The sequence below is a fragment of the Bacillus sp. BC08 genome (assembly GCF_054326875.1).
Map to the genome: position 1 here is coordinate 98,112 of NZ_JBTGPA010000030.1, position 24,393 is coordinate 122,504.

15 protein-coding genes, 2 pseudogenes and 3 riboswitches are annotated in these 24,393 nt (G+C 35.8%); of the genes and pseudogenes, 7 read left to right on the plus strand and 10 right to left on the minus strand.

The features are described 5' to 3' along the window. Window positions 1-48 precede the first annotated feature (48 nt). Window positions 49-150: riboswitch (TPP riboswitch) on the minus strand. A gap of 61 nt (window positions 151-211) precedes the next feature. Continuing rightward, entirely contained in the window at window positions 212-1,951 is a 1,740-nt protein-coding gene (locus tag ACXVYO_RS10155; protein WP_458466895.1) for a methyl-accepting chemotaxis protein, read from the minus strand. Window positions 1,952-2,094: 143 nt separating this feature from the next. Continuing rightward, window positions 2,095-2,179, minus strand: a riboswitch (cyclic di-GMP riboswitch). A 283-nt stretch (window positions 2,180-2,462) separates the two neighbouring features. Here ACXVYO_RS10155 and ACXVYO_RS10160 point away from each other — a divergent pair. After that, on the plus strand, window positions 2,463-3,776 hold the full coding sequence (locus ACXVYO_RS10160; protein WP_000498713.1) for an anaerobic C4-dicarboxylate transporter family protein: 1,314 nt from the start codon (window positions 2,463-2,465) through the stop codon (window positions 3,774-3,776). Between the two features lie 123 nt (window positions 3,777-3,899). Here ACXVYO_RS10160 and thiE read toward each other — a convergent pair whose 3' ends face one another. Together thiE and thiM are read right to left on the minus strand one after the other, a co-directional pair. Then, window positions 3,900-4,559: a thiamine phosphate synthase gene (thiE, locus tag ACXVYO_RS10165; RefSeq protein WP_458466896.1), complete on the minus strand. Its 660-nt coding sequence runs from the start codon at window positions 4,557-4,559 to the stop codon at window positions 3,900-3,902. Between the two features lie 16 nt (window positions 4,560-4,575). After that, window positions 4,576-5,382 carry a hydroxyethylthiazole kinase gene (thiM, locus tag ACXVYO_RS10170; protein ID WP_458466897.1) on the minus strand — a complete coding sequence of 269 codons (807 nt, stop codon included), beginning with the start codon at window positions 5,380-5,382 and terminating at the stop codon, window positions 4,576-4,578. Window positions 5,383-5,454: 72 nt separating this feature from the next. Continuing rightward, window positions 5,455-5,564: riboswitch (TPP riboswitch) on the minus strand. A gap of 228 nt (window positions 5,565-5,792) precedes the next feature. Between thiM and topB the strand changes: the two genes are divergently transcribed. Then, window positions 5,793-7,982, plus strand: coding sequence for a DNA topoisomerase III (gene topB / locus ACXVYO_RS10175; RefSeq protein WP_458466898.1), 2,190 nt, complete (start codon window positions 5,793-5,795; stop codon window positions 7,980-7,982). Window positions 7,983-8,023: 41 nt separating this feature from the next. On the opposite strand, the gene ACXVYO_RS10180 is transcribed toward topB, so the two are convergent. The 4 genes from ACXVYO_RS10180 to ACXVYO_RS10195 form a co-directional block, all read right to left on the minus strand. Continuing rightward, window positions 8,024-10,849 (minus strand): YhgE/Pip family protein, encoded by a 2,826-nt coding sequence (locus ACXVYO_RS10180; RefSeq protein ID WP_458466899.1) that lies wholly within the window; start codon window positions 10,847-10,849, stop codon window positions 8,024-8,026. Window positions 10,850-11,155: 306 nt separating this feature from the next. Further along, window positions 11,156-11,947 (minus strand): endonuclease/exonuclease/phosphatase family protein, encoded by a 792-nt coding sequence (locus ACXVYO_RS10185; RefSeq protein ID WP_458466900.1) that lies wholly within the window; start codon window positions 11,945-11,947, stop codon window positions 11,156-11,158. Window positions 11,948-11,951: 4 nt separating this feature from the next. Then, window positions 11,952-13,589: a PTS transporter subunit IIBC gene (locus ACXVYO_RS10190; protein ID WP_000705549.1), complete on the minus strand. Its 1,638-nt coding sequence runs from the start codon at window positions 13,587-13,589 to the stop codon at window positions 11,952-11,954. A gap of 207 nt (window positions 13,590-13,796) precedes the next feature. After that, window positions 13,797-15,461: a glycoside hydrolase family 13 protein gene (locus tag ACXVYO_RS10195; RefSeq protein ID WP_458466901.1), complete on the minus strand. Its 1,665-nt coding sequence runs from the start codon at window positions 15,459-15,461 to the stop codon at window positions 13,797-13,799. A gap of 245 nt (window positions 15,462-15,706) precedes the next feature. Here ACXVYO_RS10195 and ACXVYO_RS10200 point away from each other — a divergent pair, with 245 nt between their 5' ends. Further along, entirely contained in the window at window positions 15,707-17,041 is a 1,335-nt protein-coding gene (locus ACXVYO_RS10200) for an FAD-binding oxidoreductase (RefSeq protein ID WP_458466902.1), read from the plus strand. Between the two features lie 31 nt (window positions 17,042-17,072). Here the strand turns inward: ACXVYO_RS10200 and ACXVYO_RS10205 are convergent. Then, window positions 17,073-17,645: pseudogene (locus tag ACXVYO_RS10205) on the minus strand (methyl-accepting chemotaxis protein); the annotation flags it as partial. Between the two features lie 369 nt (window positions 17,646-18,014). Further along, window positions 18,015-18,365: pseudogene (locus ACXVYO_RS10210) on the minus strand (HAMP domain-containing protein); the annotation flags it as partial. Window positions 18,366-18,575: 210 nt separating this feature from the next. Here ACXVYO_RS10210 and ACXVYO_RS10215 point away from each other — a divergent pair. The 3 genes from ACXVYO_RS10215 (at window position 18,576) to ACXVYO_RS10225 (ending at window position 20,978) form a co-directional block, all read left to right on the plus strand. Further along, window positions 18,576-19,298 carry an amino acid ABC transporter ATP-binding protein gene (locus ACXVYO_RS10215; protein ID WP_073518118.1) on the plus strand — a complete coding sequence of 241 codons (723 nt, stop codon included), beginning with the start codon at window positions 18,576-18,578 and terminating at the stop codon, window positions 19,296-19,298. Window positions 19,299-19,398: 100 nt separating this feature from the next. Continuing rightward, window positions 19,399-20,193, plus strand: coding sequence for an ABC transporter substrate-binding protein (locus tag ACXVYO_RS10220; RefSeq protein ID WP_073518117.1), 795 nt, complete (start codon window positions 19,399-19,401; stop codon window positions 20,191-20,193). 92 nt (window positions 20,194-20,285) lie between these two features. Further along, window positions 20,286-20,978: an amino acid ABC transporter permease gene (locus ACXVYO_RS10225; RefSeq protein WP_458466903.1), complete on the plus strand. Its 693-nt coding sequence runs from the start codon at window positions 20,286-20,288 to the stop codon at window positions 20,976-20,978. Between the two features lie 52 nt (window positions 20,979-21,030). Here ACXVYO_RS10225 and desB read toward each other — a convergent pair whose 3' ends face one another. Beyond that, the gene (gene desB / locus ACXVYO_RS10230; RefSeq protein WP_458466904.1) at window positions 21,031-22,116 is read right to left on the minus strand and encodes a Delta(10) desaturase DesB; all 1,086 of its coding nucleotides are present in this window, start codon (window positions 22,114-22,116) and stop codon (window positions 21,031-21,033) included. 582 nt (window positions 22,117-22,698) lie between these two features. On the opposite strand from desB, the gene ACXVYO_RS10235 reads away from it, so the two are divergent. Next, window positions 22,699-24,225, plus strand: coding sequence for an FAD-dependent oxidoreductase (locus ACXVYO_RS10235; RefSeq protein WP_458466905.1), 1,527 nt, complete (start codon window positions 22,699-22,701; stop codon window positions 24,223-24,225). Window positions 24,226-24,393: the final 168 nt, after the last annotated feature.

Sequence of the window (24,393 nt, forward strand, 5' to 3'; positions counted from 1 at the left end):
CTGCGTAGGAAAGCCTTGTATGCAAGTTATTATAGAATAACATATGCTACATCACTTTAAGTAACTCCCTACGCTGGCATTATCCAGATCAGGTTGAGGGTCGATGTTTGTTTACATCCTCTCAGCCAATTGGCTCCCCGGTCCTTAATTCGTTTTCATTGTAGCATGATTTATTTTATTGAACAAACAAAAGCGCGTATAATCATTTCATTTAACTTTTGAATTCTCCTATTAACTCTTGTAACTCCTGCGAAAGCCAGCTTAAAGAACTAGCTAATTCCGCAATATCTTGTACAGACATTTCCTGCTCTTTCATACTTTCTTCAACATTACTACTACTATTCGCATACGTATTTGCAATAAGTGATAGTTCATTTACAATCCGCACAATATTTTGGCTATTTTGCAATATATCACTTGAATTGTCAGAAACAACTCTAACCTGATTTGTAACAGATTGTGCTGATTTTGAAACCCCACCAAAGAAAGCACCACTACTTTCAACAAGTTTCATACCCGATTCTACTTCTTTTAAGGTATTTTTCATTGAAACAACAGCTTCTTCCGTACCAGCTCGTGTTTCCCCTATTAATTTTGCTATATCTTTTGCTGATACTTCGGTCTGCTCTGCTAATTTACGCACTTCATCCGCAACAACGACAAATCCCTCACCAGTTTCCTCAACACGTGAAGATTTAATAAAAGCATTTAGAGCTAGCGAATTCGTTTGATTTGAAATACCGGTAATTACTGTTACAATATCACTAATTTCTTTTGATCTTGTTTCCAAAGAATAAATAATAGAAGATAAATCTTGTACTGCATTTTGTATTATGTTCATTTGATTAATCGTCTGTTCAATAATACCATTTCCTTTTACTGAATGATGCTTTGTACCTTCAGACTCTTTCGCCATTTGTTTTGCAGTATTAGTTATCTCTTCCATCCTATCTTCCATTTCATATATAATATCTAAATACTTTGGTACTGCAGTTTCCTGTAATTGAATGCCAGCCCTTAACTCAACTATAGAACTTACGATTCCTTGGACTGCCATGCTATTCTCTTTCGTACTCACTGACAATTCTTGTGAAGATGAGGAAACCTGTTCTGCTGTTTGCTTCACTTTATCTATAATCCCTTTAAACTTCTCGATGGTATTATTAAAATACGCATTAATAATACCAATATCATCTGGTCTTTCCTCTAATTTAATACTTAAGTCACCTTCACCGACTTGGCGCAATCCTTCACGTAAATCCCGCAATGGAGCAAGTGCGTTACGTACGATTAGGAATTGAATAACCGTTGCAATTAAAACAGAAATACAAATAAACATTAAACCTTGTATAATGAACTTTTCTTTTGTCATAGGAACAATAGAGGCATCTACATCGGCTGCGACAATTGCCACAATATTATCTTTCTCATCTTTAATTGGCTCTAATATCGTTACCCATGATCCCAATGCGTCTTCATATACTACTGTCATGTTTGCTTTTTTTGTGCTCATTACTTTATCATATGCTTCCATCCAAAGATCTGGTTGTTTATAATATTCCCCCGGTCTTACTTCAACAACATTTGCTAAACCTGTGGACAAATCAATGATTTGTAGCTCACCTTTTTCATTTTTTTTCGCTCCAACAATATACGTTTGTCCAACACTGTTCAATTCTTCCGTTGATTCATCTAATTTCTCTGTTAACTTCTCTCTTTTTTCTCTTTCTGCGGTTGGATTTTTTGCAACATCCCTTAATATTTCTGCGTCTAATTTATGTAATACCGTATCTCCTGTTTCAAAAGAATGCCTTTCAAATATAGACATCATGCTATTTTGAAACATATTAAAACTTAACGCTCCCATAGTACCAACAAGCGTCAAAATAACTAATACAGTTAGCAATACATTTTTTTGAAGAAATGATAGCTTATGCCAATGTTTTTTCATTAACATCACCTTTCTTAATTAACTTACTATAAAGTAACGCTATTAAAATATACACCTTATTAATAAATAATAATTATTCTCATTTGTTTACAAACAAAAAAAAGACCAATGAAAAGAGCATTGGTCAAGACCAACCCTATCCGTCCGGTAACTGGCTAGCATAGCCTTTCGGCCTTAGCTCCTGTAGTTTTGCGTCCTAATGTTTCCATCAGTTTGCCTTTCTCGCTGAACGAGTTGAACGATATGGGAGTTCTATGAGAATTAAAGTATTCTCTATCAAAGATTACAACATAAAAATTAAAATGTCTACCTATTTAGAGATTCAAATGTAAAGTTCCAATGTATTATTTTTTCGAAATAATTTAACAAAGTTCGTGAATGTTACATTTCTTGTGTTATATAATAAAAAATGTATATAACACAAGGATTGTTTTGAGTATTTATTTTAATTTTCATTCAAATTAAATTATTCGAATATATCTTAACTAATGAATTTCGGAGGTAGTTTATCATGTTTTGGCTACAATTTCTTACGTTACTACTCTGCATTTTTATTGGCGCACGCCTAGGCGGAGTTGGTTTAGGAGTAATGGGTGGCGTTGGTATGGCAATACTTGTTTTCGTCTTCCACTTACAACCTACAGCTCCTCCTATTGATGTAATGCTTATGATTTTAGCAGTAATTACAGCCGCCGGTGCACTGCAAGCCGCTGGAGGAATGGACTACCTTGTTCATCTGGCTGAGAAAGCACTGCGGAAAAATCCAAAGCGCATTACATTCTTTGCTCCAATTGTTACTTATTTATTTACACTGTGCGCAGGAACTGGTCACGTTGCTTATTCTGTACTTCCTGTTATCGCAGAAGTCTCTCGCGAATCTGGGATTAGACCAGAAAGACCAATGTCAATTGCCGTAATCGCTTCCCAACAAGCAATTACAGCTAGCCCTATATCAGCTGCAACTGTTGCCCTTTTAGCAATGCTAGCTGACTATAAAATCACTTTATTAGATATTTTAAAAGTAAGTATTCCTTCTACCTTCATCGCTTGTATGGTAGCTGCATTTGTTGCTAGCAAAATGGGGAAAGAATTAAATGAAGACCCTGAATACTTGAAACGTTTAAAAGAAGGAATGATTCCTAAAATTGAAGAGAAGAAAGAATTTGTTGGTTTAAAAGGCGCTAAACTATCCGTTATCCTTTTCTTAGTAGGGACTTTCCTTGTCGTGCTTCTCGGTTCATTTGAAGCACTTCGTCCAGGATGGATGGTCGACGGGAAGTTAGTTCGTCTTTCCATGCCAAACACAATTGAAATGGTTATGTTAACCATCGCAGCTCTTATTATTATTTTCTGCAAACCAAATGTAGAAAGCATCGTGTCTGGTAACGTCTTTAAAGCGGGGGCAACAGCAGTTGTTGCTATTTTCGGTATCGCTTGGATGGGAGATACTTTCTTTAACGGAAACTTAAATATGATTCAAGGATCAATTCAACACCTAGTAACAAGTGCACCATGGCTATTTGCCATCGCATTATTCATTCTATCTATTTTACTATACAGTCAAGCCGCAACAGTACGTGCTTTAATGCCTCTTGGATTATCACTCGGTATTCCACCAGCACTACTAATCGCGATGTTCCCTGCAGTAAATGGATACTTCTTCATTCCAAACTATGGAACAATTGTTGCTGCCATTAACTTTGATCGCACTGGTACAACTGGCATTGGTAAATATGTTTTAAACCATAGCTTTATGATTCCAGGTCTAATCGCAACGTTCACTTCTATCGGAATTGGAATGCTCTTAATTTCAATTATGTTTTAAAGAAAAAGCACAAACCTACAATTGTAAAAGGTTTGTGCTTTTTTAATCAAACGTTTGTTTAAATATTTTTAACCGACCATTCTTCCATTATGTTCTTTACTATTTGTGTGAAGTTTCTTTTTCCTACAAACTCCTGTTTACTTCCTCCACTAACTTCTTCGTACTTTCATACGCAGATTCCGCTAAACTAATCGCAGAAATAACTGAAACACCGTCCGCCCCTGCTTCTATAACTGAAGCTGTATTTTCAATTGTAATGCCACCAATCCCAACGATTGGTGTTGTAATTCCTTGTTCTCTAAAATGAGCTAAACCTTTCGTTCCTTGAACTGCTTTCGTATCTTTTTTCGTACTCGTTGGAAAAACAGGGCCAACACCTAAATAATCAGCTCCGTTTTCAATTGCCCAGCGTGCTTCTTCAATTGTATGTGTAGATACACCAACAATTTTATCCCCCATTTTTTCACGAACAGAAGTAATTCCTTCATCATCTTGTCCAACATGCACGCCATCTGCATCTAACTCGATAGCTAGTTCCACATCATCATTTACAATGAATGGGACACCGTACTCCTTACAAATCGCTTGTAATTCTTTTGCGAAACAAATACGTTTCTCTCCCGTTAAAGCCCCTTCCCCTTTTTCACGGAATTGAAAAATTGTTATACCGCCTTCAAGTGCACCTCTCAACACTTGTAGTGGCTCCTTCGTACAATTGTTACTTCCCATAATAAAGTATACTGATAACAATCTAGACATTTCAGCCTTTGTAATACGCGACATCTAATTTCCCTCCTTACTATATAAGCTCAATCTTCCCATACTTCTCAATATCATCTGAAGTTGTATTCGCTAACTGATTTAAAAATTCAATTTGGAAACTACCAGGTCCCTGCTCCACTGTCTTAGCAGCTGCCAGTTCCGCAGCTACACCATAAAACGTTAATGCAGCTACTGCTGCCTTTACATAATCCTTTTCTACTGCTACAAATGCTCCTATTACAGAAGTTAGTAAACAACCAGTTCCCGTAACTTTCGTTAAAATAGGGTGACCATTTCGAACAAGAATCGTTCGCTCTCCATCTGTAACAACATCTTCTTTTCCAGTAATCACCGCAACTGTATTTAATTCATCAGCTGCCTGCCTTGCAATACTTACGACATTTCCATTTCCAGCACCGACGTCTACCCCTTTGATTTCCCATCTCTCATTAATAACGTTCGCTATTTCAGCTGCATTTCCACGGATAATCGCTAAATCAATTTCGGCCGGAATATGTCTCGCAACTTCTGTTCGATACGATGTTGCTCCTGCACCAACTGGATCAAACAATACTGGTACATTGTTCACATTTGCTGATTTACTCGCAAGTAACATCGCTTCTACTTCTTCAGGACGAAGTGTCCCCATATTTAATACTAACGCTCCAGCAATGCTAGCCATTTCTGCCACTTCTTCTTTTGCATACGCCATTACAGGCGATGCCCCTAACGCTAACAAACCGTTAGCTGTAAAGTTTGTTACAACAACATTTGTAATATTATGAACGAGCGGATTAGATTCTCTCACCAAATCCACTACTTTACTAATTTCTTTCATATTCATTCTTCTCATCCCCTAACTATAGTGATGGGAGATACACAAAAAGACACTTTGCGCGTACGCAAAGTGCCTGAACATGTGCTTTTACACTCTCCCTACGCTGGCATTATCCAACAGGTTCAAATGGTCAATGACGGATTAGTCATACTCTCAGTTTGCATCCACAAACTCCCATGTGTTTAGTATTCATCTACTTCAAAGTCTACTCTTATTCTAGTAAAATAACAAGTTCTTTCCTTTTATAGAATGATAGAGATCATAACTCTCCTGATTCAACCATTCTTCTCCTTTATATAAGTAAAACTCTCACACGTATATTTCATCACAAATAACTCAAACCGTCAGCAAGACTGAATAGAACAAAGATGTATGCTATATTTAACGTATGGAAATTTGAAAGGATGTTTTTAAATATGGCAAAAAGTATTGTAATTGCTGAAAAACCTTCTGTTGCACGTGATATCGCACGTGTACTGAAATGTGATAAAAAAGGGAACGGCTATCTTGAAGGTAGTAAATATATTGTTACTTGGGCTTTAGGTCATCTCGTTACATTAGCTGATCCAGAAAGCTATGATGTGAAATATAAACAATGGAATTTAGAAGATTTACCGATGCTACCTGAGCGTTTGAAATTAACGGTTATTAAACAAACAGGGAAGCAATTTAATGCTGTGAAGAGTCAGCTTCTTAGAAAAGATGTAAATGACATTATTGTAGCGACAGATGCTGGACGTGAGGGAGAATTAGTCGCTCGTTGGATTATTGATAAGGTTCGAGTTAACAAACCAATCAAACGTCTATGGATTTCATCTGTTACTGATAAAGCGATTAAAGATGGATTCGCTAATTTAAAACCAGGTAAAGCATATGACAATTTATACGCTTCAGCAGTTGCACGTTCAGAAGCTGACTGGTATATCGGTCTTAACGCGACTCGCGCTTTAACGACTCGCTTTAATGCCCAGCTGAATTGCGGCCGTGTACAAACACCTACTGTCGCTATGATTGCTAATCGTGAAGATGAAATAAAGAACTTCAAAGCTCAAACTTACTACGGCATCGAAGCACAAACGACGAATCAGTTAAAGCTGACTTGGCAAGATGCTAACGGTAATAGCCGCAGTTTTAATAAAGAAAAAATTGATGGCATTGTAAAAGGTTTAGATAAGCATAATGCTACTGTTGTGGAAATTGATAAAAAACAGAAGAAGTCATTCTCTCCTGGTCTTTACGATTTAACTGAATTACAACGTGATGCAAATAAAAAGTTCGGTTACTCTGCAAAAGAAACATTAAACATTATGCAGAAATTGTATGAGCAACATAAAGTGCTAACGTACCCTCGTACAGATTCACGCTATATTTCATCTGATATCGTTGGAACACTTCCAGAACGTCTAAAGGCGTGCGGAGTTGGAGAGTACCGTCCTTTAGCACATAAAGTATTACAAAAGCCTATCAAGTCTAATAAGTCATTTGTTGATGATAGTAAAGTAAGTGATCATCACGCAATTATTCCGACAGAAGGATACGTTAACTTCTCGGCCTTCACAGATAAAGAACGTAAAATTTATGATTTAGTTGTAAAACGCTTCTTAGCAGTTTTATTCCCAGCATTCGAATACGAGCAACTAACGTTACGCACAAAAGTTGGTAATGAAACGTTCATTGCACGCGGAAAAACTATTCTGCATGCCGGTTGGAAAGAAGTATATGAAAATCGCTTTGAAGATGATGATGTAACGGATGACGTAAAAGAGCAACTTCTACCTCACATTGAAAAAGGCGATACATTAACTGTAAAGTTAATTATGCAAACATCAGGTCAAACAAAAGCACCTGCACGATTTAACGAAGCTACTTTACTTTCAGCAATGGAAAACCCTACAAAATATATGGATACGCAAAATAAACAACTTGCTGATACACTAAGATCAACTGGTGGATTAGGTACTGTAGCAACGCGTGCTGATATTATCGACAAGCTATTCAATTCATTCTTAATTGAAAAACGTGGTAAAGATATTCACATTACTTCAAAAGGCCGTCAGTTACTTGATTTAGTGCCAGAAGAATTAAAATCACCTACACTAACTGGTGAGTGGGAACAAAAGCTCGAGGCAATTGCAAAGGGTAAACTGAAAAAAGAAGTATTCATTTCAGAAATGAAGAACTATACGAAAGAAATTGTATCTGAAATTAAATCGAGTGATAAAAAATATAAACATGACAACATTTCAACGAAGTCTTGTCCAGATTGCGGTAAACCAATGCTAGAGGTAAACGGCAAAAAAGGAAAAATGCTCGTTTGCCAAGACCGTGAATGTGGTCATCGTAAAAACGTATCTCGTACAACAAACGCTCGTTGTCCGCAATGTAAGAAGAAGTTAGAATTACGTGGTGAAGGTGCAGGACAAATCTTTGCATGTAAATGTGGCTATCGCGAGAAATTATCCACATTCCAAGAAAGACGTAAAAAGGAATCTGGAAGCAAGGCTGATAAGCGCGACGTTCAAAAATATATGAAACAACAGAAAAAAGAAGAAGAACCATTAAATAATCCGTTCGCAGAAGCTTTAAAGAAATTAAAATTTGATTAAACAAAAAGGTTCCTACCACTCTCGGTAGGAACCTTTTATTATTAATGAATAATTTTACTTCCTTTTGCGTTCTCAACAAACTTTTCACTCGATTTGTTAATTGGTGTTTTCAGTAATAACGCAGCTACAATCATAACTACTACGAAAGCACTTAACACAAGTAAATCTCGCGTTACGATATCCCATAGCATTCCGCCTACTGTTTCACGAATTGCACTAATTGCGTATGTGAACGGTAAGAACGGATAAATTGCTTGGAAGAACGCTGGTGTCATTTGAATTGGGAATGTTCCGCCCGATCCTGCTACTTGCAGTACAAGTAAAATGATCGCCATCGATTTCCCAACGTTTCCGAAAATAGAAACGAGCGAGTATACGATACAAACGAAGACTCCACCAATAAATAAACTAAATAACACAAACCAGAACTTATCGACTACGTACGTACCGAGCAAGAATATATCTCCCATCGATACGATAAACGCTTGTGAAAGACCTATCGTTAAGAATGTTAATAAACGTCCGAAGTAAATTTCATGGCTCTTATAATTCGCGCCCTCTTCGTGTACTTCTACTGTTAATAATGAAACCATTAATAATGCGCCTACCCATAATGCAAGCACTGTATAGAATGGTGACATTGCTGAACCATAGTTCGGCATCGCAAATAATTTATTCTCTTTTAAATTGACTGGATTCGCAAAGTAATCACTTTGCTTTTCAACATCATTTTTCAATAAGCGTATGATGTCTTTTATATCCTCTTCAGATTCAAAATCACGAATTTTATTTGCTAGTTCTTTAATCTTTTTCTCAGTTTCCGGCATGTCGGCCTTAATGTCTGTTAATTTCTTTTTACCATCTACTAAGCCTTTTGATGAATCTTCTAGTAACTTTTTAACATCTGGAAGCTTTTTGTCTGCTTCTTTTAAAATTTGAGATGTATTTTTAGACATACGTTTCGTACGTTCAATTGCTGTGTTAAAGTTTGGAACAATTTCTGAATCATATGTTGCTAAGAAATCGCCTAATTGAGCTGAAGCATTTTTAGTCGCTTCATTAATACTTTCTACGACCTCTTTTGTAGGCTTCTGTCCATTATTGATTAGTGTAGTTGCCTTATTTGTTGCATCTATACCTTTTTGAACAGAATTTTGTATTTTGTTCAATTTTGCAATTCCACCATTAAGGTTTTTTCCGCTATTTACATCTGCTAATACCTTATTTGTGCTTTCTAGAACCGGAATCGCATCACCAATTAGATTATTAGTAGCTTGTAGTTGACCATTTAAATCATTTAAAGCTACTTTTGTACTATCTAATCCATTAACACCTCTATTATTTACGTCTGCTATAACACCTTCTAAATTATTTTTTGCCTTTTCATATTCATTTTTCACACTATCGTATGCTTCATTTGCATCAGCTTTAGCTTGATCGACTGTGCTAACTGCTTTTTTATAATCTGCTACAAACGTTTCATTATAATCTTTTTCCGCTTGATCAATTAATCCATTTGCTGCATCTAATTTTTGATTCGCTACATCTGTTACATCTTTCTTTACTTCTTGTCCTGTACCGATAACATTTACAATATCTTTAATACCGTTGTTTGCATTTTCCATACCGCTTTTCAGCTTAGTTAAGCGATCCACTCGCCCTTGGAAAAAGCTTTGACCAAAATCAGTCGTTGCCGATTTTTGAAGTTCAGTAAATACATTAATAAGGTATGCAATACTATCTGTACGACCTTGAAGATTTTCAGAAACCGCATTAAGGTCTTGTTTTGCCTTTTCTGGATCAAACTGGCCATTTTGCAATCCATTCACAACACTTTTCCCGTATGCTGTTCCTGCACGTGCTGAGTTTAAAACATTATTCACTGTTTGATTAATGTTTCTTGCAATATTTTTATAACCTTCATCGTTCATCTTTGAAAGATCTGGGCGTGCTGGAAACTCCGGTAATCCCTTCATACCAGAAAGGTCTATCCCTGGATTCATTAAAAAGTTCGTAAAAGTATTGGCCTTATCCATTACATCTTTTGCTACAGTTAAATTATTTCTCATTGTTCCAGGTGCATTCTTTAATGTTTCATCATTGTTGGCAAAGAACTTATCTAAGTTCCCTAACGCTTCTTGCCCATCATTGATAACACTTTCTACAACTGGCAACTCTTTCTGAGCTACTTTTACCAGATCCTCTGCTCGAGTCGCATCATCTAACGCCTTATCCATTAATGTATTCATTTCTGGGAACTGCGCTTCTAACTTAAAGACAAGATCTTTTACTTTTTCGATACTTGGTAAGTTTGTTTCTAAATCGATTCCAAGGTCATTGAAGATTTTAAAAATCTCACCGTTCGCTGTTTTAACGAAGTTTTTACTAATTTCTTCCGTAATACCTGATGCACCTTTTGCTGTAATTTTCGGTGCAATCGCATTTACCTTTTCATTTACATAGTAATCAAGTTCTGGCTTCTGCGGATTTTCATCCAGAACAGTTGCAATCTTTTCAGAGAAATCTTTCGGGATTGTAATACTTGCATAGTAATCTCCGCGCTCAACTCCGTAAATTGCTTGTTTTTGATCTACAAATTTCCACCCAAGATTTTTGTTTTTCTTAAGAGAATCTACAATCTCGTCCCCGATATTGATATCTTTCCCTCTTAAATTAGAGCCTGCATCTTGGTTAGAAACTGCAATGGGAACCTCTTTTGTATTTCCATATGGATCCCAAGAAGCTTTAATGTTAAACCATGCATATAACGATGGTAAAATCATTAATCCTAAAACAATAACAATCGCAGCCCAATGTTTAGCTACATTCCGTAAATCTGTCTTATAAATACGCCAAATTTGTTTCATAGAAGTTATCACCTAATTATATATTTTTCCTTCTTTAGAAAATGATACATACATTTTGCAATTATATCACTTTCTACATCGTGGATTAACCAAAAACGAACTATTTTTTCCCATTAACTTTGACTTACTACATTATATAACGAAGTCAGTCAAAGTATGAATACAAAATGACCAAATCGGTTTTACATTCAATAATAACAAATATATAGGAAATGTCATAAAAAATACAAGTATTTTCTCTTGGAAATACTTGTATTCCTAAAAAAAATCCTCACAGCTTTTCATCATCTGTGAGGTTTTCTTCTATTATATATCTACTTGTACTTCTACACCGAAATGATCTGAAATTATATTTCGGTTTGTACCATTAAAAATGACTTTTGAAGAACGAACTTTTTCACTTTGGTTACACAATATTAGATCGATTCGTAAATTATGTTTATTTTCATCCCAACCAGCAATCTCACCTTGGACAGTCGTTCCTTCGTCCTTCTCTGCTGCTAGTTCATATGTGTCATACAAACCTTTTTGCATCATATACTCATAACCCTCCCCTTGCAAGCGGGCATTATTATTAAAATCACCCATCAAGAAGGAAAGTTCATTGCGATTTACACGCTCCATTAAACGATCAACTTGACCTTTGAATGACTCTTCTTCATCATTCCACCAACCGAGGTGACAAGAGTAAAACGTAATGTTCTTACCATTATAAGCAATTGTTGCACTTACAATTTTGCGTGTTTTCCAATACGTTGTATCCTTATTTTCTGATACAAAAAACGTATCTTCATTTATAACATTATGTTTCGTTAGAATCGCTAATCCTTCTTCATACACATCATATCCAATATGAGAGAAATCCCAAGTAATATTGTAATCTTTTACATATAACGCTTTTAACTCTTCTAATAGTAAAAGTCCAAAATTATCTTTTTTCTTGTGACCGCATACATTTTCAGCTTGTATAGACTGACTTACTTCTTGCAATGCAATCACATCATAATCTTCTTCTTGAATGACTTTAGCAAGATATTTTATCTTTTCTAGTTGATTCTCTTCTTGCCAAGAGTGACAGTTTAAAGTTAGCAACTTCATCTTATTACGCACCTAACATATCTTGAATGTCTGACTTTAATACGTCAGCTTTCGGACCATATACTGCTTGTACACCTTTATCTTTTACGATAAGTCCTAAAGCACCATTTTGTTTCCATTGTGCTTCTGGTGCAACAACATCTAAGTCTTTTACTGTTACACGTAAACGCGTCATACAAGCATCTACGTCAGCAATATTTTCTTTACCACCTAATAAATCAATAACTTTTGTTGCTAATGAACCATCTTGTACATTTCCTGTTCCTTCTGATGACTCATCTTCATTATCAATGTAGTTACCTGCACGGCCTGGTGTTGGTAGGTTAAACTTTTTAATTAAGAAATTGAATAATGTAAAGTTCAGACCGAAGAATACTAATGAAACGATAACGAAATTGATTAAATCTCTAGTTAATCCTGCATTAACCATCATCGGTGTACGAGTAATTAACTCAATAAATCCAAATGCGTGAACACGTAAGTTGATTAAATCTGCTAATGCGAATGCAAGTCCTGTTGTAATTGCATATACAACATATAATACTGGAGCAATAAACATGAACATGAATTCAATTGGTTCTGTTACACCTGTTAAGAATACTGCTAATGCTGCTGATAAGAACATTGGTTTATATTTTGCACGTTTTTCTTTATCAACATTACGGAACATCGCGAATGCAATACCCATTAACGCTGCTGTTGAACCGATAACTTGTCCAGCTTTGAAACGAGCTGGTACAACATTATTTAATAGATCGTTATATGCTTTTGTATCTCCATTTGCTAATAAGTTATTTAAATCTGTAATCCATGCAAGCCATAATGGATCTTGCCCTGCTACAATTTGTCCCACTTTTGAGCCAGTTAACATTGTATACGTTCCGCCTAACTCTGTGTAGTTCATCGGAATCGTTAACATATGGTGTAAACCGAATGGTAATAGTAAACGCTCTAACGTTCCATATACAAATGGTGCAACAACCGGTGCACTATCCTTTGAAGCTGCAATCCAGCGACCAAATTCATTTAATCCACTTTGGATGAATGGCCATAAAAGTGATAATACAATTGCAGTGACTGTAGACCAAACAATTACAACGAATGGTACAAATCGTTTTCCGTTAAAAAATGCTAATGCCTGTGGCAGTTTGTTATAGTTATAATATTTGTTATATAGAGTAGCTCCTAAGAAACCTGTGATAATCCCTACGAAAACTCCCATGTTTAATGCTGGTGCACCAAGTACAGAAGTAAAGTAATCTTTTACAACTAAATCTCCTGCTAATACTGAAGAAACTGTCGCTTTTGAATCCGCTAACATTTCAGCGTTTACGCCAAATATAGCTCCTGTAATTCTGTTCGTTAAGACAAATGCTAATAGCGCTGCAAATGCACCACCTGCGCGATCTTTCGCCCAAGATCCCCCAATTGCTACTGCAAATAAGATGTGTAGATTTGTAATAATTGCCCAACCGATGTCTTCCATTACGCGAGCGATTGTATGAACTGCATTAATATCCCCAGCAGACATCCCAATTAACTTACCGATAGAAATCATTAAACCAGCTGCTGGCATTACAGCTACAACAACTAATAATGCTTTCCCGAACTTTTGCCAAAAATCAAAAGACGTAATTTTCATCTGTTCTTCCTCCCCTTTATTTATAACAACATAATGATTTAAATTATAATTTCTTTTTCTATGATGAAAACGATTCCTTACGTCACTTTATTTTTATCCCTTTACGCAACCGTTTTCATAAATCTATTTTAATAAAAGCGTTTTCACTTTGCAATAGAAATTTATTTTTTTTCATAAAAAAAGATGCTCTAAGAGCATCCCTTTTTATTATGAAATGCGATAAACCCTTGTTTCATAAGGCTTTAACGTAATTGTAGTCACTTGTTCATGTTCCGCAACTTTATAGTTATTTAAAAGCAAACGTTTGCGTTCTAGTGCAAATGAACCCTCATTATACAATGCTTCCTCTTTTGAGATATTACTAATTACAACGATTTTTTCATCGTTTAATGTACGAGTATATGCATAAATTTGCGGATCATTTTCTAAAAGTAAATCGTACGTACCGTAATTCAGTACATCATGCTCTTTTTTCAAGGCAATCATTTTCTTATAGAAGTTGAAAATAGAGTTCTCTTCATTCTTTTGCTTTTCAACATTAATTTCCTTGTAGTTTGGATTCATACCAAACCAAGGTGCACTTGTTGTAAATCCAGCATTCATCTCATCGTTCCACTGCATAGGTGTACGTGAATTATCGCGGCAAGAAGCCCATATAATCTCCATCATATCTTGATGTGATACACCCTCTGCAATTTTCTCTCGATATAAATTTTTAATTGCTACATCGTCGTAATCTTCAATATTTGGGAATTGAACATTTGTCATCCCAATTTCTTGTCCTTGATAAATAAATGGTGTACCGTGCATAAAGAAATACATTGCTCCAAGAGCTGTTGCACTTTCACGCCAATATTGTTTATCATCTCCCCAAGTTGAAACGATACGTGGCTTATCGTGATTCTCAATATATAAAGCATTCCATCCTTTATTTTCTAACCCTTTTTGCCATTTCGTTAATACCTTTTTCAATCCTACAACATCAAGATCTTTCTTCTTCTCTGCATCCCATAAGCTTAAATGCTCGAATTGGAATACCATATTGAACTTACCTTGCTCTTCTCCAACCCAAAGCTCAGCATCTTCAATCTTAACGCCATTCGCTTCGCCAACAGTCATAATATCGTACTTAGAAAATGTATTTTCTTTTAACTCTTCTAATAAAGGTTGAATACCATCTACATTCATATGTTTATCAAAAGATGGTACATACTTTAGTTCTTTTGGATTTGGCATATCTTTGAAGCCATCTTCTTTTTTAATATGGCTAATTGCATCCACTCGGAAACCATCAATTCCTTTATCAAGCCACCAATTAACTGTATCGTATAACACTTCGCGAACTTCTTTATTCTCCCAGTTTAAATCTGGTTGTTTACGCGAGAATAAATGTAAATAATATTGTTCTGTTCCTTCATCATATTCCCATGCCGAACCATTAAAAATACTTTCCCAGTTGTTTGGTTCCGCACCATCTTTACCATCGTGCCAAATATACCAATCACGCTTCGGATTGTCTTTAGATGAACGAGACTCAATAAACCACGGATGTTCATCACTCGTATGATTAATAACTAAATCAATAATAAGCTTCATATCACGCTTATGAACTTCATCTAGTAAAGCATCAAAGTCTTCCATCGTACCAAACTCATCCATGATATCTTGATAATCACTAATGTCATAACCATTATCATCATTAGGTGACTTATACATTGGACAAATCCAAATTACATCTATACCTAAATCTTTTAAATAATCCAGTTTCGCAATAATCCCTTGTAAATCCCCAATACCATCACCATTTGAATCCATAAAGCTACGTGGATAAATTTGATAAGCAACCGCTTCTTTCCACCATGTCTTATTCATAGTCATTCTCTCCTTTTGCATCCCATCGGAAATTTTATGCAAACGTTTTCGTAACACTATCATAACAAAATATGAATAGTTTGCAACTGTTTTCATTGAACTCTATGTAGATTCCTTATTCTTATGCTTTATTTATTTCTCACAAAAGCAAATCTCATTCCTCACCTGCTCTTGTCCACGCACGTTACATACGCTTTTCATATATTAATAAAAAGCACTGCTTATTTTTAGAAAGGAGTGATAAATTGAAACAAACAAAATTAACAGGTCGTATCGTTGTTCCCTCAGATCCTGACTATGATGTAGCCCGAATGAATTTAAATTTAAGTATCCCAAAACTCCCTTGTATTATTGTTTTTTGCCAAAATAAAAATGATGTGTGTAATGCCTTAAAATGGGCTCGAGAACGCCATGTACCGTTTCGCTTAAGAAGCGGCCGTCATAGCTATGAAAATTTTTCCCTTTTAAATAGAGGACTTATTATTGATGTGAGTGAAATGCATCGCATTACTGTTAATACAGATACATTAACAGCAACAATTGAAGCTGGTGCAAATCTTGGCACTGTTTATAAAGAGCTTTGGAATTATGGTGTGACAATTCCGGCTGGTACAAGTGCAAGCGTTGGAATTGTTGGATTAGCACTTGGCGGTGGCATCGGTATGCTTTCACGCTTATTTGGATTAACATGTGATCAATTAGTAGAAGTTGAAATGGTACAAGCGTGTGGTAAATTTGGAGCGAAAATCATTCACGCAAACGAACATGAAAACCATAACTTGTTTTGGGCATGCCGCGGCGGTGGTGGTGGAAACTTCGGAATTGTTACTTCTTTAACTTTTCGAGTGCACCCTATAAAGAATGTATCAATCTTCTCCATTACATGGGAATGGAAAGATTTTATCGCTGCATTTCAAGCGTGGCAAAACTGGGCGCCTTATATAGACGAGCGTCTCACTTCATCAATTGAATTATTCGCAAAACAACGAAATAAAATTGAAGTAAAAGGTGAGTTTGTTGGCCCTCCCTCTGAACTCCATTCCTTATTATCTCCTCTTCTTGGAACTGGTACTCCCTCACTTTTTATAGATGAAGTTTCGTATATACAAGCTGTTCAATTCTTTAATAGCGGTAATATTCCTGAAAACTTTAAGCGTTCTGGTTCCTACGTATATAAACCTATCCCTCTTAAAGGCATTCAAATCATGCAACATTTTCTTTCTCATGCTCCAAATAAAGATGCGAGTATTTGGCACCAATCGCTCGTAGGTGCTGTTGAAAATATTTCGCCTACTGAAACAGCTTATTTTCATCGTAAAGCAATTATTGCGCAAGAATACATTACCTCTTGGAAATACGATGATGAAGAAAATCGTAATATACGCTGGGTTAAAGATTTACGAGAAAGCTTAGATCCTTATACACTAGGAGACTATGTCAATTGGCCTGATATCGACATTAAAAATTGGCAAACTAGTTATTATGGTCCTAACTTTCAAAGATTGCGTAAAGTGAAAACCATATATGATCCGTGCAATGTTTTTCGTTTTCAACAAAGTATCCCTCCTTTTCATACGTAAAAAAGGAAGAACAGAATGCTGTTCTTCCTTTTTACATTGAAAATCGTTCAATTGTTTGTTTCAAATCAGTTGCTTGCTTCTCTAAATCCTTTAATAATTGATCGATTACTATCATATTTTTAGACTGTTGTAGCGTCACACGCGCCACTTCTTGCGAACCAGCTGACGTTTCTTCAGCAATTGCTGCTACAGCTTTTGTTTGTGCTCCTGTTTGATGAATGTGACTCACTTGTTCATTCATATAACTACTGATTTGCTGAGTTGCATCGGCTACTTCCATAACACTTGATGACATTTCTTTTAAAATTAATTCCGTAGCTTCCCCACGTTTCGCCTCTTCTTTAGCTATTTTCACTTGTTCTGTCATTTTCATTGCAACTTGTTGTACTTCATCTTGCATATCCCGTAATAACTGCGAAATATTTCTTGCAGAATGATCGCTTTCATCAGCAAGTTTCCGTACTTCTTCCGCAACAACCGCAAAGCCTCTTCCATGCTCTCCTGCGCGAGCTGCCTCAATAGAAGCATTTAGTGCTAATAAATTCGTTTGGCTAGCAATCGCACTTACAACAGACACAATATGTTCTACTTGTTTCATTCGTTCTTCTAACTTCTGTACATTTTGCATTGAATCTTCATTTTCTTTTGCCAATGTTTGAATACCTTGAATTAAAGACGTAAAAACACGGGTACTATGCCCTAAAGCTTGAACCATTTCTAAAGACAACGTATCAGAATGCTTCGCTTTTTCTTCTACTTCACTTGCAATAGACGTCGTTGTATCAACAGCAGAAACAATCGCTTGAATTGATGCTGCTGATTGCTCAGCACCTGAAGAAATCTCTGCAAGGGTCTCCGATACACCTTGCGCTTGTCTCGTTGCTTCGCCTGTTTGTTTTCTAATCTGCTGTACTTGATTGTTTGTATAAGAAAATGTTGTATCAATATTTTTTACCATGCCCCTTAAGTTTCCTAACATCATATTAAATGCAACACTTAAAGATTTAATTTCATCATCTATCTTCGGTAATGGAACATCTTCACGAATATCACCCTCAGCTGCTTTTCTTGCCGCCTCCTCTAACTTGCGAAGCGGTTTAATTAAAAATACAGCTGCTCCATATGCTAAAATTCCAGACCATACTACCCCTAATAACATAACGATAATATTATATACAGTTTGACTTACATAACTTTGAAAATAATCGTATACCACGTAAATAAAAAATATGCTTGTTGAATATGTAATGAAAGCTAAAAGTGTAGTGAACAGCATAAGTTGTGTACGTAATCCAAAAGAAAATGTTTTCCTTTCTTTTTCCATCTTCCCTTTCCCCCTTTTTATAAGCAATATAAATACTACCTATATATTATTATCCATATTTTCATTATAGAAGGATATAGAGATTTTAAAAATCATTATTTCTTTGAATATCCAATTGCACGAAAAAAATAAAGGATTCTGACAATTTGTGGCTAATAACAGAAATAAGGGGCAACATTTGTAAAATATATTTTTGACTGGGGGTTTTGTATGATTCAGGTTCGAAATCTAGTAAAGTCATTCGGCTCACTTGATGTTTTAAAAGGAATTGATTTAGAAGTAAAAGAAAAAGAAGTTGTTGTTTTAATTGGTGCCAGTGGTTCCGGTAAAAGTACATTACTTCGCTGTCTGAACTTTTTAGAAATGTACGATGAAGGTGAAATTCACTTACAAGGTGAACAAATTGATCCTAAGCATTCAAATTTAAACAAAGTCCGCGAGAATGTCGGTATGGTTTTTCAGCACTTTAACCTCTTTCCCCATATGACCTCACTAGAAAACATCATAGAAGCACCTATTCATGTAAAAAAATTAGAAGCAGCAAACGCAAAGGATATCGGAAATCAGCTATTGCAAAAAGTCGGCCTACAAGATAAAGCAGATGTAACGCCCCACCTCCTGTCAGGTGGTCAAAAACAGCGCATTGCCATAGCACGAGCTCTTGCTATGAACCCTAAAATTATGCTATTTGATGAACCTACCTCAGCCTTAGACCCTGAACTTGTTGGAGAAGTATTGCAAGTTATGAAAGAACTTGCTGAAGAAGGAATGACCATGGTTATCGTTACTCATGAAATGAATTTCGCAAGGGATGTAGCCGATCGCGTCATTTTTATGGATGATGGGAAAATTGTCGAAGACGCTCCGCCAACGCAATTCTTTTCAGCTCCATCACATGAACGAGCAAAACAATTTTTACGCAACGTTTTATAATGTAACTTCTGTTTCAAACGAAAAGAAATACATTCATACGGTGCACAACTCAATAACATACTTAAAACCATCCGTATGATCAATATATAGGAGGGGTTTTATGAAAAGAAAACTATTAACCATTGTTGCGAGTATTACATTATGTACATCCTTCATACTAGGAGCCTGTAGTAAGGAAAGTGCTACTACTTCTTCAAATGGTGAAAAAGAATTCCGTTATGCGATGAGTGGCTTATATAAACCTTTTAACTATAAAGAAAATGACGGAAAGCTTGCCGGTTTTGATGTGGAAATTGGTGAGGCACTTGCGAAAAAAATGAATATGAAACCCACTCCTATTACAAATCCGTGGGAAACGCTAATTCAAGGTCTACAATCGAAAAAATATGATGCTATATTGGGCAGTATGGCAATTACAGAAGAACGCTTAAAAGCTGTTAATTTCTCAAATCCTTATTATCGTTCTGGTGCCCAAATTTTTGTGGCTAAAAAGAATACATCTATCTCTTCTCCAGAAGATTTGAAAGGTAAAAAAATTGGTGTTGTAAAGGCTAGTACCTTTAAAGCCCTTGTTGCAAAACATACAGATCAAATCACAGAATATGACAGCGATATTACTGCACTTATGGACCTAGAGCCTGGGCGTGTTGACGCAGTAATCACTGATCAAATGGTCGGTTTACGTATGATCAAAGAAGGTAAATCAAATATAAAAGAAGCTGGAAAACCATTAAATCTGGATGAAATGGGAATTGCTATTCGTAAAGATGATAAAGCAATGGTTGAGAAAGTAAATAAAGCTTTAGATGAAATCATTAAAGATGGTACGTATGAAAAAATCAGTAAAAAATGGTTCGGGCGTAATATTCTCGGGGAAGAGGAAAAAACGAAGTAAATTAGCTAGTCAAATGTTTCATACATTATGCCCCACTTTTATGTGGGGTATTTCATTCCCTACCAAAATCCATACAATATGAGGTGACACATATGTTTGAAATTTTTATGTCTACTTATCCCACACTCTTAAAGGCTACTATTGTCACATTACAATTAACATTAACTTCCCTAGTACTCGGTTCACTAATTGGATTACTATTCGCTTTTTTTCGGATCTCTAACAATAAAGTTTTAAATAGTATTGCTCATGTATATATCGCCATTATTCGTGGTACACCTTTAATTGTTCAAATTGCCATTCTCTATTTTGGTATTACATCCGTTGTTGTTTTTACTCCTTTTTGGGCAGGAGCAATTGCTTTAGCAATCCATAACGGTGCATATATTACTGAAATTTTCCGTGGATCCATCCAATCTGTCGACCGTGGACAATTAGAAGCTGCTCGTTCTCTAGGCATGCCTTATCCTTTAGCGATGCGCCGTATTGTACTACCACAAGCATTTCGGCAATCTCTTCCTCCTTTAGGAAATCAGTTTATTATTGGATTAAAAGATTCTTCTCTTGTTGCTTACGTAGGAATGTCCGAATTATGGGGATCAGGTTTATCTATTGCTGCGGGTAACTTCCAACAATTAGAAACATACATAATCGTTGGTTTATATTATCTCGTGCTTGTTCTCCTATTCACTTACCTTGTTAACCTTTTGGAAAAACGACTACAAAGAAAAGAAACAAATTCAATTCAAGTTAGTACAAAGAATAAAAAAGAAGTCTCTTTATAAGAAAAAGCAAGCCTGAGATGGCTTGCTTTTTCACTGCAAAATATATCAATTTTTACTGATTTATTTTTTTAATACTCTCTTCTTCCTCTATATGTTCCTCACGATATGAAATATTATGAGGATCTAGTCCATTTCCTAAAGAACCATAGAAATGCTCTCTATGCGGATCCACTAATTCACTTCCTTGATAATACACACGTGGTGTATTCCATAGCGCTGCCAAAGCTTTTGTCATTGGCATCTCATGATAGCGTTCCGGCCACATTTCTTTAATTTTATCTTTTACTAACGGATAGTATTTAGAGCTCATAGCAGGGAACAAATGGTGTTCCGTATGATATGAGAAATTGAAATGTAAAACGTCTACCCAACGCGGCACTGTTACTGATAAACAGTTTGCTAACGGATCATTTACTGGAACAATTGGATTTAAGCGGTGATTTGTTGCGATATATGCCATTACAATAAAGTTAGCAATTAACAACGGAATCACATATGCAAATAACCATTTTGCTGGTCCCATAATAAACAATAAACTAATCCAAACTGTCCAAGGCAAAAGAAGTTGAAGCCATACAGATTTTTGATTGGATGACTTAAATTCTTTTATAAAATGAAAGAACATTCGAGTGGAATGCAATGTAAATTGAATGGTTAGTGACAGAAAACTAAAGAATGAACGTACATGAAGAGGCATACGATATACCCAGCTCAAAAACTTACTCTTTTTAAGCTTCTCAAGTGTCGGCCATGCATCTGGATCATTCTCTTCATGTTGTGTATGAACGTGATGCGTTGCATTATGCCACTTTCTCCAAAGTTTAGGTCCTGTTGATAATGGCATAAACGCAATTGCTCCTAAGAAATCTCGAAGCCATGCCTTTCTTACAACAGTTCCATGTAAAATTTCATGCCCTAAAAACCCAAGTGAAGCAAAACATAACCCAAGAACAATCGCAATTCCTAGATTCGCCCACACATTCAATTCAAATACACCAATCGATATTAATCCCGCCAATGCCACAAGCAAATAAGCCAGTCCACCAAATAAACGAGTAGGAACTGGTTTGAATGCTTTTTTCGGCAAATGTGGTGATACACGTGCTGCATACCACCCAAACGTATGAAGCTCCTTCATCCTTTTGCCCCTTTCTTATGCCGCGTCTTGCGCAACTTACATATATCAATTCTTGCTTCCAGATTGATTTTACTAGCTGATTAAAAAGCATCTATGTATAAGGAAAATATACTCACTCTATCGTCACTTATTTTTTCGCTTTTATTATCAATGAAAAACATTTCTCTTTTTACTCTCTATCAACCTTTCCACATGATGAATCATATCAATAGAATTTCCATATTGTCAACAACTTTTATGACCTAGTAATAAAAGTTGGTTATATTTTTATAATTATACTTTATTCCACTAAAGAAAAAACATAGATTTTATAAGGTTTTATCCATTATCCATATACATACACTCATATACTATAGACTCTACCTTATTCAAGAAATCTGTGTGTAAACAACAAATAAACTCACCTGAATCTAGCTTTACACAACTCCTATCTCTTCATACCGACAACATTAAATAATTATATTAAAATAATTTTATCTTTCTTTTAATAAAAATAGACTCTTTCTAAAACAGCACACATGAATTTCATATCATATGGAAATATTAAAAGGAAAATTGTTCTAAAATCGGGAGGTTTCTATAATGACAAGTGATACATTTCCACAATTCCCATTATCTTATTGGATTGAATCTACTCAAATCCCTGCTTTTCCCCCTTTATCCGAAAATATAAAGACGAAAGTCGCTGTTATCGGTGCTGGTATTACAGGTATTACTACTGCCTATTTACTTGCGAAAGAAGGCATCGATGTTGTTTTAATTGATTCTGGTCTTATTTTAAACGGAACAACTGGGCATACAACAGCAAAGGTAACAGCTCAACATGATCTTATTTATGATGAATTAATAAGTCATTTCGGTTTGGAAAAAGCAAGGCTTTACTATGAATCAAATAATCATGCTCTACAATTCATAAATGAGACTGTGCAAACATATAAAATCGACTGTAATTTCTCAAATGAAGATTCATATTTATATACAACTACTGATAATGGATTAAGAAATTTATCGAAAGAATATGAAGCCTATCAAAAATTAAATATATCTTGTGACTATGTTCAATCTCTATCGATTCCTATTCCTGTACAATCTGCACTGGTCATGAAAAACCAAGCACAATTCCATCCCCTTCTTTATTTGAAAACACTTTTAGAAAAGTTTGTGGAGATGGGCGGCAAAGTTTATGAACAAACAACCGCTATTGATGTGGAAAAGGGTGATTATCCACAAGTCATTACAAAGGGCGGACATCGCATCACTTGTGAATATGTTGTCTCTTGTTCACATTTTCCTTTTTATGATGCGAATAGCTTTTTCTTTACGCGAATGTATGCTGAACGATCTTATGCTCTAGCAATCAAAGCAAAAACGGATTATCCAGGTGGCATGTATTTAAGTATTGATGATCCAAAACGCTCCTTACGCTATACAACAAACAATGGTGAAAAATTAATTTTAATCGGCGGAGAAAGTCATAAAACAGGACAAGGAATAAACACGATGCTTCATTACGAAGCACTTTATTCTTTTGCGGAAGCAACGTTTGGAGTAGATGAAGTTCCCTATAGATGGTCAGCACAAGATTTAATCACGCTAGATAAGCTCCCTTATATTGGACATATTAACGAGAGTAATCCAAATATATTTGTTGCAACTGGATATCGTAAATGGGGAATGACAACTGGAACTGCCGCCGCTCATTTACTGAAGGATTCCATTCTAAAAGTACACAGTCCATATAAAGAACTGTATGCACCATCACGCTTCCATGCAAATCCAGATATAAAAACGTTCCTCTCCCAAAACCTTGATGTTGCGAAACATTTAATTGAAGGAAAGATTGAAACTGCATTACGTAAACCAGAAGATCTCGAAGTTGGTGAAGGATCTGTCGTACATGTTAATGGGAAACGAGCAGGTGCTTATAAAGACAAAGATGGAAAATTACATATTGTCGATACAACTTGTACACACCTCGGCTGCGAAGTTGAATGGAATAATGGTGATTGTACTTGGGACTGTCCTTGCCACGGTTCCCGCTTTTCAATTGAGGGCGATGTTATGGAAGGTCCAGCAGATCAACCGTTAAAACGAGTTGATAATGAGTAAACAAATAAAGAAGTTCAACAGGAAACCTGTTGAACTTTTTTATTTGTTATAAAACCATTTCAGATAAAGTGAAACTTTAATAAGTGGGGGTTTTCTTCATCCCCCACTTATTATTAGTTGAACCAATCGGACTTTTATGGGCAGTTGATCCCCCACCTAACTTCTTTG